10 protein-coding genes and 1 pseudogene are annotated in these 13,653 nt (G+C 65.2%); 5 read left to right on the top strand and 6 right to left on the bottom strand.

The window, feature by feature from the left end:
* The first annotated feature begins 219 nt into the window (after window positions 1–219).
* On the top strand, window positions 220–1,872 hold the full coding sequence (locus ACTOQ3_RS04330) for a hypothetical protein (protein WP_440082090.1): 1,653 nt from the start codon (window positions 220–222) through the stop codon (window positions 1,870–1,872).
* A gap of 47 nt (window positions 1,873–1,919) precedes the next feature.
* Complete coding sequence (locus ACTOQ3_RS04325; protein ID WP_440082089.1) at window positions 1,920–2,738, top strand: DUF4259 domain-containing protein; 819 nt, start codon at window positions 1,920–1,922, stop codon at window positions 2,736–2,738.
* 38 nt (window positions 2,739–2,776) lie between these two features.
* On the opposite strand, the gene ACTOQ3_RS04320 is transcribed toward ACTOQ3_RS04325, so the two are convergent.
* The gene (locus ACTOQ3_RS04320) at window positions 2,777–3,565 is read right to left on the bottom strand and encodes a class I SAM-dependent methyltransferase (protein WP_440082088.1); all 789 of its coding nucleotides are present in this window, start codon (window positions 3,563–3,565) and stop codon (window positions 2,777–2,779) included.
* Between the two features lie 81 nt (window positions 3,566–3,646).
* Between ACTOQ3_RS04320 and ACTOQ3_RS04315 the strand changes: the two genes are divergently transcribed.
* Window positions 3,647–4,450, top strand: a complete 804-nt coding sequence (locus tag ACTOQ3_RS04315) for a hypothetical protein (protein ID WP_440082087.1) — start codon at window positions 3,647–3,649, stop codon at window positions 4,448–4,450.
* 264 nt (window positions 4,451–4,714) lie between these two features.
* Here ACTOQ3_RS04315 and ACTOQ3_RS04310 read toward each other — a convergent pair whose 3' ends face one another.
* Together ACTOQ3_RS04310 and ACTOQ3_RS04305 are read right to left on the bottom strand one after the other, a co-directional pair.
* On the bottom strand, window positions 4,715–4,948 hold the full coding sequence (locus ACTOQ3_RS04310) for a hypothetical protein (RefSeq protein WP_440082086.1): 234 nt from the start codon (window positions 4,946–4,948) through the stop codon (window positions 4,715–4,717).
* Window positions 4,945–5,379: an ATP-binding protein gene (locus tag ACTOQ3_RS04305; RefSeq protein WP_440082085.1), complete on the bottom strand. Its 435-nt coding sequence runs from the start codon at window positions 5,377–5,379 to the stop codon at window positions 4,945–4,947. Before ACTOQ3_RS04305 ends, ACTOQ3_RS04310 begins: the two co-directional genes overlap by 4 nt.
* Before the next feature lie 252 nt (window positions 5,380–5,631).
* On the opposite strand from ACTOQ3_RS04305, the gene ACTOQ3_RS04300 reads away from it, so the two are divergent.
* Complete coding sequence (locus tag ACTOQ3_RS04300; protein ID WP_440082084.1) at window positions 5,632–6,459, top strand: helix-turn-helix domain-containing protein; 828 nt, start codon at window positions 5,632–5,634, stop codon at window positions 6,457–6,459.
* Window positions 6,441–6,665 (top strand): DUF397 domain-containing protein, encoded by a 225-nt coding sequence (locus ACTOQ3_RS04295; protein WP_440082083.1) that lies wholly within the window; start codon window positions 6,441–6,443, stop codon window positions 6,663–6,665. Before ACTOQ3_RS04300 ends, ACTOQ3_RS04295 begins: the two co-directional genes overlap by 19 nt.
* Before the next feature lie 127 nt (window positions 6,666–6,792).
* Here the strand turns inward: ACTOQ3_RS04295 and ACTOQ3_RS04290 are convergent, their stop codons facing one another.
* From ACTOQ3_RS04290 to ACTOQ3_RS04280, 3 genes and pseudogenes are all read right to left on the bottom strand, one after another.
* A complete protein-coding gene (locus ACTOQ3_RS04290) occupies window positions 6,793–7,356 on the bottom strand; it encodes an ISAs1 family transposase (RefSeq protein WP_440082184.1) in 564 nt (187 codons plus the stop codon).
* A 433-nt stretch (window positions 7,357–7,789) separates the two neighbouring features.
* Window positions 7,790–8,104, bottom strand: a pseudogene (locus ACTOQ3_RS04285) (transposase family protein); the annotation flags it as partial.
* 518 nt (window positions 8,105–8,622) lie between these two features.
* Complete coding sequence (locus tag ACTOQ3_RS04280) at window positions 8,623–13,434, bottom strand: LamG-like jellyroll fold domain-containing protein (protein ID WP_440082082.1); 4,812 nt, start codon at window positions 13,432–13,434, stop codon at window positions 8,623–8,625.
* Window positions 13,435–13,653: the final 219 nt, after the last annotated feature.

The following is a 13,653-nucleotide window of genomic DNA, read 5'->3' as shown; positions in this document are numbered from 1 at the left end:
CCTTCGCTGAACAGGTCCGGAACGGAGGCGGAACAGAGACGGAACGTCCCCGCAGCCACGCCCGACTCCGGAGAGGTTCCGATCGCAGGCGTTCCAGGCTGTTCCGTTTCCCTTCCGTTGTCTCAACCGATCGCGTGGGCGTCTCACATGTCGGTCGGGTACGGAAGAATCTTGAGCCTCCATAAGCAATGACTTTCTGATTGGCGGTGGCCCGGTTCCATGACTGGTCCTCTCCCCGGAGCTCCCTGGGCGGAGTTCCGCGCCGAGCTACAAGACGCGCGGAGAAAAGCCGTCAATCCGTCATACGACAAGTTGCGGATCATCTCGAAGAACTACAAGGTGCCGCTGAGCAAGGCCACGCTGTCAGCGCTGTTGACCGGCAAAGGTCGTGTCGGACCGCCACGCTGGGACAAGGTCGTCAGCTTCCTGCTGGCTCTGAAGGAGTCCCTCAAAAACGACGGCATGGATCCCGATGCGGTGCTGGGCAGCATGGACAGTTGGCGCGAACGCTACCTGGCATGCTTGGCCGTCAACGCTGCGGCCATGCCCGTCACCGTCCAGGAGAATGCTCCTACCGACTCGGGACAGACGTCGGTCTCGCCATCGCCAGCGTCTGACGACGCTGCTCAGTGGTCAGGCACGGCACCAGCCGGTCAGGCGCGCCCAGCGCACCCGCTTCTGACACACCCGCTACTGTCACCCCCCGCACCGCAGCGGCCCTCATCGCCACCCGTCCACCGCGAGGCTCGCCCCGCACCTGTCGCCAGCAGCTACGCCGACCTCATCCAGCCCCGCTACCCCCAGTACTCCGCATCGGCATACTCCACACCGCCCCAGTCACCCGTCGGCGGAAGCCCCAGCGATTTCTTGGCGTGGTCCTACACCGAGCCCACATATCCGCCCCCTCCTGATCTCTGCGACTATCCGATTGAGGATCCCTACGCGGAACTCCTGCTGTCCTCCTACACCGGGCAGGACATCGACACCTGGCCCGATTACTCCGAGTCGTGGAGCGCCACTCCTACCCGGCAGTCGGTTGAGGCCAGGCAGCTCAGCCTGTGGCAGGCCGTTTTTGGCGAGGATCCCGCGCAACCGGTGGAGAAGGAGGCCACTTTCGCCATACTCAGCCGCACCCCCAACGGCCAGGAGTCGGCCACTCGGATGGCGAAAAGCTTTGGATACCGTGGGGTCGAACTGCTCGAGGGAGCCGAAGCCGGCAACGCTCTGCACGCCTTCGAACTGGCGATTCTGTTGATCAACAGCGGGTCCGTCCACGAGGGCGGCGAGTTCCTGCGCATGGCAGCGCGCCTGGACAGCAAACTCACCTTGGATTTCGAGCCCTTCCGGGCAGGAGATCGACTGTACGGAAAGATTGTCAAAGATATCTTCGTCCGCGTCAGCACTGCTTACGAGAACGCCGGCTACCCCATCAAGGCAGCCGAATGGGCTTTCCGCGCCGGGCTCTTCACCGGTGCCGCCCCCGTCGCGATGAGGATCGCCCATCAGGCACGCCACGTCCGTACTTCCGACCGTCACGCTCCCTTCGACCCCGTTCAGGTCCAGCAAATCGAGAGCTTCTACTGGCGCGCCTATGCCTTTGACCCCGATGACACCCTCTTCACCTCGCAAGATGTGGGTATGCTCAGGGCCCGGCTCGCCGCCGAGGACGCCAAAGCCATCCCGCCGCTTCCAACCGGCAAGCACCGCGCCTCCGCCATCGCGACGACTTCTCACCTGGCTGCCAACGACACCGCGTCGCCCGGCGACCAGCCCAGGAACATGCCGACGAGCACCCAGACGAGCACCGACTCCTCACCTCACCGACGATTTCCCAGGTTTCCTCCAAAAGAATTCACACGCTCCACGTGGTGACACATACAACGCCATCCTGATTGAAGCTTCCGGAAAGGACCTACGGCGTGGACGACTCCTCCTTCTCCGAAGGCCCCTTCGACAGTGATGAGGCCTCTGACGCCATCGCGGAACTGGAGGGGAAAGACGACGTCGCCGTGACGATGGCCGAGTCGCTTGACACGTTCGTACGCGAGAACGAGGAGTACGCCGAAGAGGGAGCCGTGGATGAGGCGTTGGCGTTCGCGTGCCTGATCGCCGCCCGGATCTCCGGCATCGCCCCCGACGAGGCCGCGCATCACTGGCTGGACCGCACTCCCTTCACCGTCTCCGACGACCTGCGCCGGCTGGCCGTCGCCGCGTTCGCCCTGGCCACGCGTTCGCGGGACAACTGGCTCGGCGAGGTACGGGCCGGAGATCGGCAGGTGTTCCTGGAGTACCTGGAGCCCTACCGTAAGGCTCTCCACGGTGAGCCGCAGGACCCGCCCGTCCCGTTCGTCCCGGACTTCTCCCACCAGAAGAAGCAGTGGCTGTGGGCGTACTGGAGTACCGACGACCGGGGCCTGCCGGACGACACCGCCTACGCGGAAGTGGCGGAACACCTCGTCCTGGCCGTCAACGAGGCACCGGCCTGGCTCGCGTGGTGGCGTCCCGCTGAACTGCAGGAACTCACTGTTTTCGGGCAGCTCACGTCAGGCGCGTACACGGAGCGGATCTCTCGTGGCCGCACCACGGCCGAGGTGTGGATCGACTTCGGCCATTCCTACGAGGGCCTCGGAGAATCCGTCACCCAGCAGATCTTCGACGATGTCCACAAGGCTCTGGCCGCCGCGGGCCGCCATCTCGGCCTCGACCCCGTCCCCTCGCTTCCCTCCCTGCCGTCGTGACTCCAGGTCTTCAGCGGCACGGCCCTCACCGGTCGGGATCAGGATGCCTTGCGGGCGAGGGTGAGCATGTGGCCGCTGACGCCCAGCAGGGAGGGGACCAATTCCAGGCGACGCTGGGCGTCGAGCATGAGAGCGCGGCGCTCGGGGTCGTCGAGCCAGTCGTCGACGTCGCCGTACAGCCAGAAGGCTCCCTCCAGGCCGTAGCGGGCGACGTCGGGAAGTCCCGCGTCGGCGAACTCGGCCGGGACGTCGCCGGGGTCGTGCATGTAGGCGTTGAAGCCGATACCCGGGCCGGACAGGACCCCGTCCACCAGGGCCGCGTTCACCGTCTCCCTCGGTTCTTCCCGCAGGTACAGCCCCTGGTAGACCATGTCGTGCACGGCCGCGTAGCGGTTGATGGTCGCGGCGGCCACCAGGCCGCCGGGCCGCACCACCCGTACCGCCTCGGCCAGCGCGCGGACCCGGTCGGCGCGGTCGGCGAGGTGGTAGAGCGGGCCGAGGAGCAGCACCGCGTCCACGCTCTCGTCGGGCAGCGGCAGTCGCCTGGCGTCGCCCTGCCGCGCGGTGACCCCGGGCAGCCGCGCCGCCCGCTCCACGTGCGACGGCATGAGGTCGATGAGCTCGACCCGGTATCCGTCGGCGGCCAGCCACTCCGCGTGCACCCCGGTGCCGCCGCCCACGTCCAGCACCCTGGCCGGAGCCGGAGGCAGCGCCCTGCGCAGCACGTCCTGCGTCCGCCAGAACTCCAGCCGCCCGCGTCCCGCGCGGAGCCTGCCGTCTTCCTTGTCCTGCTCGTAGTAGGCGAGCAGTTCCGGTGTCATCGCCATGCTCGATCCTGTCTTCACCCCCGGTCCACGGGCAAACGAATTAGACGACCGGACGAACAGCAGACATATGCCCTAATGTCCATGACCATGAAAATCCGCGTGATCATGGCGACGGCCGCCGCCTCCGTCCTGCTCTTCCCCGGTACGGCCACCGCCTTCGCATATCCGGTCGAGGACGCCCCGCTCCTGACCGGCAACCCCCTCTACTCCGCAGGCAAACTCCCCGCCGCGGGGTGCGCGAGGAAACCCGCCAAGGGCAAGAGTCTGAGCTCGGTCAAGAAGCACGTCAACGCGCTCATCACCTGCATGAACGACACCTGGGGCCCTTATATGAAGAAGGCCAACCTCCAGTTCGTGCCGCCCAGGGTGGAGGTGCACGGGACCCCCCTGGAGAAAGGGTACGAGCGCTACTGCTTCGGGGCCAAGATGAACCCCGCCAAGTCGGAGGCCGTCCACTGCTTCGGGACCAACCTCTCCGTACGCGTCCGTCCCGACTGGATCAAAGCATCCGACGACGTCCCGATCCTCGCGGAGCTGAGCTCCGCCTACGCCGAGCACGTGCTGAGCCTGGTCGACGTCACCGAGGGCTACAACGCCCTGCACGCCGACGACAGCGACGAGATCCTGGAGCAGCTGCGCCGTTTCAACCTGCAGGCGAAGTGCCTGGGCGGGATGACCGCGAAGAGCCTGTGGTCCGCCCTCGGCTACCCCGCCAAGGACGCCGGGCGCCTGCTGGACCTGGCCAAGGCCGAGGCCGACGCCAAGGGCGAGTTCCGTTACTTCGGCAAGAGCGCCAACCTCGTCTACTGGACCAAGCGGGGCTACTCCACCTCAGACCCTCGCTCCTGCAAGACCTGGGTGGCTCCCTCCTCCAAGGTCTCGTAACCCGCTCCCGGACTCCCCCGCCCCGCCGCCCCGTCCACCGGCCTGGTTCCCGCTTACTGGGGCCCAAGCCGGTCAAAACCTGAAATTTCAGGGTTTGGACTTTCCGGGAAACGGCTTGGATCCGTCAGGCGAACATCGGCGCATTCAGAAGATTCAGCGGGCATTCGAACGGCCGAGGATCACAATTCGGCTCGCCTGCCGCGCCATCCGTCACGAAGAACCGCGACCGAATTCAAAAATAGCCTTTCCTCTCCGCTTCCCGGATCATTGTCCCTCACGCTCATTCTCGGCCGCCAGGCGGCGCGCCATCTCCCCGAGGGTGACGGCACACATCACGTTGGACAGGTTCCTCCCGTCGAGAACCTCCTCGGAGAGGCTTTGGCGGCGTACGGCGTAATAGCCGCCCCCGGCCGCCTCGGAGATGAGCCAGTGCCTGCCGTACCGGGCGATGAGGATGGCTATCGTCCCGGGTTTCGCGTCGCCCGGTACGCCGGTCATCGCCGGGCCAACTGGAACCAGACGGCGCGCCTGCGCCCTGCCGCACCCTCGTACCAGCCCCAAGACAGAGCCATCTCACTGACCAGCCGGAGCCCACGACCGCCCTCGGCCTCCTCGTCGGGCTCGTCCGGCTCGGCCGGGAGTCTGGGCACGCAGGTGGAGGACCCCTCGTCGATCACCGCTACCCGGATGACGTCGCCGAGGTTCGCCACCACGACCGTCACCCGGCCTCCGGCGCGTCCCGACTCCGAGTACCTGACCGCGTTCGAGACCAGCTCGCTGACCAGAAGCTCGGCGTCGTACGTATCCGGCTGACCCGAGTCTTCCAACGCGCTTCGCACGTATCGCCGGGCCGTGGAAACCGACTCGGCCACCCCGCACAGATCCACCCGGCCCAGCAGACCGAGCACGGGAACCGTTTCGGCACCCATCGGATCACCGCCATTCCTGTGAGGTCGCAGACGTCGACAATTCGCCTGCCCCAATGGCTCCATTAACCAGGCGAATTGTCCATTTAGTGCCCTTGCATCGCCCGGATAAAGTCTTGGCCTATAGAGTGCACACAGTTATGCTGCCGTTGCAGAACAGATCGGCCGACGAATTGACGACAAAAAGCCACACAGGCTGTAGGCGTTTGTCGTTCATTCGACGGCCGACGTCATCGCGACGATTGAGAGGCGAACATGGGAAACGATCTCGACCCACGCCTGACACCGGCTCAGCGCTTCGGCCGCGAGCTGGGGCGGGTCCGCAGGGAGGCGGGTCTGTCGCAGGCACGGCTGGGTGATCACCTGGGCGTCTCGTCGTCGTTCATCGGGCACATCGAGACCGGCAACCGGAGGCCCGGCACCAAGCTGGCGGCCGACTGCGACAGGTTCTTCAAGACGGACGACCTCTTCACCCACCTCTGCCGGAACATCACCGCCCCCACCGGGCCGGCCTGGTTCCTCAGATGGTCCGACGAGATCGAGCCCCGGGCCCGCGTGCTGAGAAGCTGGGACCCGCTCTTGGTCTCCGGCCTGCTCCAGACGGAGAACTACGCGCGAGCCGTCTTCCGTGGCGGTCTGGCCACTTCGGAGCAAGAGATCGAGGAGCAGGTAAGCGCTCGCATGCGGCGCCAACTGATCCTTACGAAGGACAGCCCGCTCGTACTGTGGGCCCTCATAGACGAATGGGTGCTTCGCCGCCCCATCGGGGGCCCGGAGGTCATGTACGAACAACTCGACCACCTCGCGGCGGTTGCCAGTCGGCAGAACGTGAAGGTGCAACTCGTTCCCTATGACACCCCCTGCACGTCGGGCCTGATGTCCGGGTTCGTGCTTGCCGAGCTATCGGACGCCCCCACCACCGTCTCCATAGAGTCATCCGGAGCAGGCGAAGTGTCAGCGGAACACGATTTGGCGGCGTTCATCTGGGATAGATATGACAGGATCCGCGCAGAGGCGCACCGTCCCGGGCAGTCGCTAGAAATAATCAAAGAAGCGAGGGACCAATGGAAGCAGCAGATGTGACCACCGGCCTTGACCTCTCCGGAGCCGCCTGGAAGAAGAGCTCCCTCAGCGGCGACAGCGGCGGAAACTGCGTCGAGGTCGCCGGAAACCTCCCCGGAGCCGTCGCCGTCCGCGACAGCAAAAACCCCACCGGCCCGGCCCTTGTCTTCACCCCAGATGAATGGGGTGCTTTCCTCATCGCCGTGAAATCGGGTCATTTCTACTGACCAGAAAGATCACTCTTGGAACCTCGGTTCGGAATACTCGGACTGAGCCTCGTTCGTGGCTGGAAATCGTAGACCTCACTGTCCAGCGGTCCAGGGCCCCGGCAAGTTTGTGATTTGGTCGGTGTGATCACTTCGGTCCGAGGTTGAACAGGTCGAGGACGCGCTGGTGGTCGTAGCCGTGCTCGCGGCGGGCGTAGGCGATGTTGACATGGCCCGCTCGGCGTAGGGCGCCGGTGGTGAGGTTGCGGAAAGCGGCCAGGGCGCGGGGCAAGGTGGCGGTCCGTGCTTGGCAGGCGTCCTCGGCGAAGGTGACGTCGCGGACGTGATGAACGCCGTTTTCGGTGGCTTTCCAGTGGCCGCGAACGTAGGCGGCGAGGTGGGCCGGTCCAGCTTGTCGCGCGGTCAGGTCGGTGATGCCGTAGCAGACCTCCTTGCTGTGGCGTATGCCGTCCAGGCCGCCGCGGTGGCGCAGGACACGGAAGACCTGAGCGGCATGGGGGAAGTCGATGTCGTTGGCCGAGGCTGTGCGAAGGATGCGGTGCTCGGTGCGGCCGTGCCCGCGGTCGGTCTCACGGTGGGTGGCGGCGGCGAAGTTGGTGTCGGTGCCGGTCAGCGCGGTGATGGCGGCGGCGTGCAGGGTGGGCTGGTTGGCTTTGAGGATCATGACGTAGTGCGCGTGATGCTCCTCGATCAGCAGTCGTGCCGAGGCGCGCTGGGTGTGCAGGGCGTCGGCGGTGATGACCGCCGGCCAGGTCGGTGCCGCCGGCTTGGCGCAGCAGTGCGTCCAGGGCGCCGATCTCGCTGCTTTTGGCCGGGATCTGGCGTTGGGCGTGGACGGTGGCGTCGAGGTGGGCGGCCAGGCTGATCAGGTGAACGCGGCCGCCGTCGGGGTGGCGGGCGCCTTTGAGGCGTTTGCCGTCGACGGCGTAGGCCCGCAGCAGGCCCGGTGTCGGGGTGGGAGATCGGTGGGCGGCGCGGCGGGCTTCGCGCTCGGTTCGCCGGCTCGCCGGTGCCGGGAGGCGGTCGTGTGTTTCGGCGGTGGGCAACACGGGTGGCCGGTTGAGGAAGGTTGTCAGGCAGGCGTCGAGTTCGTCGCCGTCCAAGGCGGCCAGGACGCGGCGGATGGTGCGTTCGCTGGGCGGCCGGTGCAGGCCGGTGAACGGGTCGCGCCAGATGTGCAGGTCGGCCAGGATCTGCTGGGGGGCGTTGTCGGCCCACTGTTCGATCGCGGTCAGGCAGTCGCCGCCTACCGCTACGGTGGCGCATGCCACGATCGCCAGGATCGAGGCCGGTGAGTGGCGCTGTCCTCGCGTTGAGCGCGGGTCGGAAATCAGGGCGAACCGGTTGATGAGGTCCAACCGGGCGGAAGAATCGGTGTTCGTTTGCCCGATCTGCTCGCGGCCGACAGCGTTGATCAGCGATGATGGCGCGATAGGCACGGTTTCCTCGTTCGATCAGGCGGCTTTAGACACCTCTGATCTTCGGGAACCGCGCCTTTTGGTCGTTGTGGGCTTGGTGTTTCCTTACCTGCCCTGCTGATGCCGATGGACCGCTACGGAACGAACCCGTTCAAAACATCAACTTGCCGGGGCCCTGGGTACACATCTGCGAAACACAGGCCAGACGCCGAATATCGGCCTGACCGACACGATGAACGCGGCTTTGGCGGCCGAGTTCCGGACCAACGCCGCCTTCGAACTGAATCGTAAATACTTCCGTGCGATCCGTTTGCCCACCGACCACGGATGCTTCCGACTGCTGCTCGACGACATCCGACAGGATCGACCGTATCGATCAGGTAGGCCTGGATCATCTTGACGGTCTCCTCGTTCACGAGAGCATCAAGTTTGCGCAACCAGTAAGTTTATCGGCCACCCGACGTCCATTCGATCGCCTGATTTAAAAGGCGGGGATCCGCACAGCTGCAGGATCCCCGCGCGGTTAAATCGGCTTGAAATTACAGTTCAGGGGGAAGGGTATACACATACTTTGGACATGAATGGCCGAGCGCTATCGGCGGATCGTATCGGTTCGGTAGATCCCAACACGAAGAAGCCGTCATCTTGATCCGGCCATCCGGATAGTCCGGATTCTTGAAGGGCAGATGGACGTCAACAATGAATCCGGTCTGGAACTCTTGGACATCACAGAGGCCCGGCAAGGATCCTGTGCATGTGATCTCTAGGTTGTCGTCACCCTGAGTCGGGTAATGAAGGACCCGGTCCCCCTTGACTCCTCGTACAGTTTTTTTCTCGCACTCCTCGCTGGTCATCGGCTCATATCCGGGCGGGATGGTGATGTTCAGAGTCCCCGAAAGCGTCCGTGCACACACCTTGTCAGTGACCGTGATGGTCATATTTTTCACAAATTGATAGCTTTCGTACTTCTTAAGAAAGCCCTTAGTGAAATAAGCCTGTGCCCAGACGCGATGCTTAGCGACTTTTAGTTCCTTCAGCCTCCAGGCAGGACTGGGTTTCCAGCCATGCATTCCTGAAGCTTGAATCGTCATGCCCTTATAAGGGATCTTGGTCACCGGGTTTTGAGGGACCTGCGGCTGAGCCCGATACCACGAGCACGAATTCTTAGCCTCGATAACTTTTGTACACACATCGTACGAAGGTCCTGTGCCACCATCACTAGTCGAGACACCGCACACCTCTTCAACCGTTCCGTCAGGGTTAACGAAACCGGAGCAGGGATCGGAGTGATCGGTTGAATCCTCATGAACTTGGATCGGGACTTCGATGATGCTCATGTCCCCGCAGCGGTCGAAGACGAACACCGATATGGTGAATTCACTTGGTTCAACGTTGCCCGGCGCACTGGAAGTAACAACAGACTTGGCCGCGCCTGCCGCGAGCTCCTCCTTCCATGTGCGTTTAACATAGACGGTAATGTGAACGGTGCCGTCCGGCATCAACTGAGTTACAGGCTCCAATAGCTGCACAGCTGATTGGCTCCGCGTCACCTCCATCAACCGTAAAGAATCTCGCTGCTGAAGCAGGAGCGTATTGAGAAGCGACAGCTTAGCTGTATTCGACGCATTCGCGGATACGCCAGGAGCGTCCCAGATGGTGTGGGCCCGGCCTTCGAGCACCGCGTCCTGCGTCCGGTAGTAGTGCTCGACACGGTCGAGATAGGCTGAGGCACCAGACCTGGTCACAGCTGTGGCCGTGGCGAGCGCGGAGGGGTATTCAAGCCTGCAGGTCGCACCTCCGCCGGTGTCAGAGCTGGGTGGTGGGATGGCTGCCGTCGTCGTGGTGGTGGATTCCCATTCACCGATGCCGAAAGCGGTCTTGGCACGCACCTTCACGGTGTAGGTGACGCCATTACTTAGGCCACTGATGAGGGCATAAGAGTCTTCCACCTCGATTGTTTTAACGACTGCGCCGCTGTCATCGATGATCTGGACGTCGTAGCCGTCGAGCATCGCGATGCTGCCGTTGTTCTCCGGCACGCCCCAGCTGGCGGTCGCGCTCGCGTCGCCGCCTTTAGCGGTCAGATTGAGCACCTTGCTGGGCGGTCCGGCAGGAAGATAGGTGAGCGCCAACGACGGCTGCTCGGTTGCTTCCACATCTCCAAAGGTCATGACCTCGTTTTTGTTAGAGGTGAGCATCAGCCACTGATACTCACTCCCGGCGATGTCCGCCTGCGGACCGCTCAGCGGCAAGGAGTAGGGCGTGGTGTCCGTGTTGGCATCGCCTGCCAGGTCCGAGCCCCTGGTCTCGCCGGTGACCTGGCTCTTCAACGGGGTGGCGGTGATGACCGTGTCCGCCGGGCAGGTCCCGGCCGGACAGGTCGGAGTACCGAGTTTGAGGATGCTCTCCGACATACCCGCGCCCTCGGGAAGCTCGTCGAGCCTGAACCCGATCACCGCTGCGATCTTGTCGACACCGCTGCCGCCGATCCGCATGACGGTCGAGTCGGTCACCGTGCAGGGCGAACCGTCACAGGCCGTCGGGTCGACCTTCGCGGTCTTGATGACGAAGTTGTCCTTGAGCAGGGTCAGGTGGTTGACGGTTTCAGTTGGCGGCTCCGGTGGGGTGCCGGGGATGGTGATACTGACCGGGGCGGTCTTGGCCGTGCAAATCTCCAGGGCGCACGCCTGCATCTGCCAGGTGTAGGTCCCGCCGAGTTGAACGGTGTTTTCCGGCACCTGGAAGGACGCGCGCTCCCCGCCGTTGACCGTACGCTCGCCGAGCGGGCTGGAGCCGACCGGCGCGCCCGTGCCGTCGTAGAGGAAGTACTTGGCGGTGATCGGTCCGCCCGACGGTCGGTTGACCATGCCGGACAGGATCGGCCTGGCCGGGTCGGCCAGGCCGGTCTCGGTGTCGGTAGGCAGGTAGGGGGCGTCGGTGGTGATGCGGTAGTACGGGCTCTCGCTGCAGGTGATGGGAGTGGCCCCGTTGATGCAGGCTCTGACGGAGATCTTGAAGCTGTCGACGTTGCCGACGTTGTAAGTGACGGACGCGCTCTGGCCCGAGGGCAGGTTCGCGTTGGTGGGCGGGGTGAGGTTGAGCATCCACTGGACCTCACCGGAGCTCAGGGCTCGGTCGTAGGCGCGGATCTCGTCGTAGCCGGCCTTGACCCAGGGGAAGCTGTAACCGCCGTGGCTGGCGGCGCCGAGCCAGAAAGGCTGCTCGGCCTGCCAGGGGGTGACGGTGTAGTCGGCCTCGGCGGCCTGGACGCCGTTGACGTACAGGCGGATCTTCTTGGCGACGGCGTCGTAGACACCGGTCAGGTGGGTCCAGGTGCCGATCTGCGCCACGGCGGAGGACTCGATCTCCGTCACCGCGCTGGTGGTGGTGTCGGTGTGGTACATCAGCATGTTCCATTTGCGGCTGACGGAGTCGTACCCCACGACGAAGGCGCTGGTGCCGGGGCCGCCCTGGCTGATCAGCGCGGCGGATTCGGTCCCGGAGTCCAGGCGGACCCAACCGGCCACGGAGAAGCTCCTGTCGGTGCGCAGCACCGGCCTCTGGGTGGCGGCGAAGGAGGGGATGCCGGTGGCTCCGTTGAGGAAGAGGGCCTTGCCGTCCTTGCCGTCGACCATCGAGTAGCGGCCGCTGACGAAGCTCAGCGGGTTGCCCTTGCCGCTGGAGTCGGTGCCCTCCGTGCCCTCGGTGAAGCTCCACTTGCCGACCTCGCCACCACCCGTGGTCCAGGCCGGAAGAGGAGCGGTGGAGTCGACGACGGAGACGTAGTAGTCGATGTTCCTGCCGTCGACCGAGGTGCTCTTGTAGCCGACCCTGGCCGAGCTCTCGCGCACGATGGCGTGCTCGCCGTCCATCGAGTCGACCGACTCCGCGGTGACCGTGGGGATCTCGGGCGGCAGGATGTACTGGGTGATCAGCTTGGGCGGGGTGGCTCCGGTGCCGGTCGTCTCCGCCGAGTGGAAGACCGCGGAGTAGGCGTTGTAGCGGTCGACGCTCTCGGTGGGCCCGCTGAGCTCGACGCCGTGGTTGGACTGACCTCCGGTCCAGGCCTTGACCCAGTTGGTGATGGGCCAGGTCATCACGCCGGGAGTGAAAACGCCCGTGGTGGGACAGGGGGTGGACACGAACTCGGCGGTGGCGGGTTTGTCGGCCCAGGTCATCCGGCCCGGAGTCCAGTCGGCGCCGACCCGGGTGGCATAGATCTTGCCGTTGCCGCGCAGGTGGCAGCCGGGCGACTCGGTACGCCACAGCTGCATGGTGGACGAGACGATGGGCTTGCCGGCCAGACCGGTGACGTCGAACTTCAGGTATGAGCGCCAGTAGTTCATGGCGTCCACCCCCCTGCAGCTGTAGTAGGCCGCGCCGATCTTCAGCAGCGTGGCCCCCGGCTGGTCGTAGGTGTTGCAGTCGGCGCCGCTGGAGAGCAGCGTGTCGGTCTTGACGGTGAGGGTGGAGGTGGGGTCGACGACGACGGGGAAGGTGGTGGCGGGATCGGCCAGCCACCGGGCGTCGGGTTTGAGAACCAGTGTCCGTTCGCCGCCGTCCTCGACGACGGAGGTGGCGATCGGCGCGGTGCGCGGCGCGGTGGTGGTCTTGGGGTCCCGCGCGCCGGCGCCGGTGCTGTCCCACATCACCGGCTTCGGCGCCTGGGCGACGACCTTGTTCCTGCGATCGGTGAGCTGCAGCCCGCCCTGTGCGGACTTCTCAAGGGTCAGCCCGGCCGACTCCACCGGGATCCGGATCTCCAGCGGCCCCGTGGGGCGCTCCCGCAGCACCACGTCGTGCCGGAAACCGGTGGGCAGGGCGGTGACGACCAGGTCGGCCGCGGGTCCGGCGGCGTCCGGGTAGGTGGCGACGTTGCCCTTCACCACAGGACGGGGCAGCTTCCCGTCCCAGGAGAGGCTGAGGCTCTGCTTCGCGTCACGCTTCATCACGGCGAACGGGACGTCGTTCCCGCCGAGGGAGAAGGCGAGGTCCGCCTTGGCCACCTTGGGCTTGAGGACGCCGTCCTTCTCCACCAGCGTGGTGTCGATCCAGGCCCACGAACCGTCCTGCCGCTTGACCTGGGCGGGACCCGAGTACGACTCCGTCTTCAGGCTGCCGTCCGGAAAGGCCCAGGTGCGCGAGGTCTCGGTGAACGTACCGGTGACCTCGACCGCCTTGTTCTGCTTCCTGGCCTCCGCGACCGCCGCGCGCAGCGGGGCGTCGGGGTCCTCAGGGCGGGGGAACGGCGTCTGGACGGGCGCCGTGGGGGCGGCCGTGGGCGTGGGGGCCACCTGCGCTTCGGCGCCGCCCGACACCAGGAGCGACGCGGCCAGGGTCAGGACGGCCACGACCGTGGTCGCCGTTCGCCTGTTCGGTCCGCGCCGTGAAGGCGGCGCGAGGGGACGGTTCGGTAAGGGAATCCCCACCGGTTCCTCCATTGCGAAAGGGAGACTGACGGCCGGGCATCGGAATGGGAGAGCCCGGCCAAAGATGATCGCGCCAAGCATCCCGGACAGTGCTGTTGATCTTGTCGTATGGAGTGTCCTAACCTTGTCTTCTGTCCGCAC

This window comes from Streptosporangium sp. LJ11 (assembly GCF_051918945.1).
GTDB lineage: Bacteria > Actinomycetota > Actinomycetes > Streptosporangiales > Streptosporangiaceae > Streptosporangium.
The sequence above is the reverse complement of the archived record's forward strand: the minus strand, read 5'-3'. Positions and strand labels throughout refer to the sequence as shown.

What these genes read in the sequence shown, in the direction of transcription:
- ACTOQ3_RS04330 (WP_440082090.1), top strand. Translation starts at nt 220, where the DNA reads ATGACTGGTCCTCTCCCCGGAGCTCCCTGGGCGGAGTTCCGCGCCGAG.
- ACTOQ3_RS04320 (WP_440082088.1), bottom strand. Translation starts at nt 3,565, where the DNA reads ATGGCGATGACACCGGAACTGCTCGCCTACTACGAGCAGGACAAGGAA.
- ACTOQ3_RS04315 (WP_440082087.1), top strand. Translation starts at nt 3,647, where the DNA reads ATGACCATGAAAATCCGCGTGATCATGGCGACGGCCGCCGCCTCCGTC.
- ACTOQ3_RS04310 (WP_440082086.1), bottom strand. Translation starts at nt 4,948, where the DNA reads ATGACCGGCGTACCGGGCGACGCGAAACCCGGGACGATAGCCATCCTC.
- ACTOQ3_RS04305 (WP_440082085.1), bottom strand. Translation starts at nt 5,379, where the DNA reads ATGGGTGCCGAAACGGTTCCCGTGCTCGGTCTGCTGGGCCGGGTGGAT.
- ACTOQ3_RS04300 (WP_440082084.1), top strand. Translation starts at nt 5,632, where the DNA reads ATGGGAAACGATCTCGACCCACGCCTGACACCGGCTCAGCGCTTCGGC.
- ACTOQ3_RS04295 (WP_440082083.1), top strand. Translation starts at nt 6,441, where the DNA reads ATGGAAGCAGCAGATGTGACCACCGGCCTTGACCTCTCCGGAGCCGCC.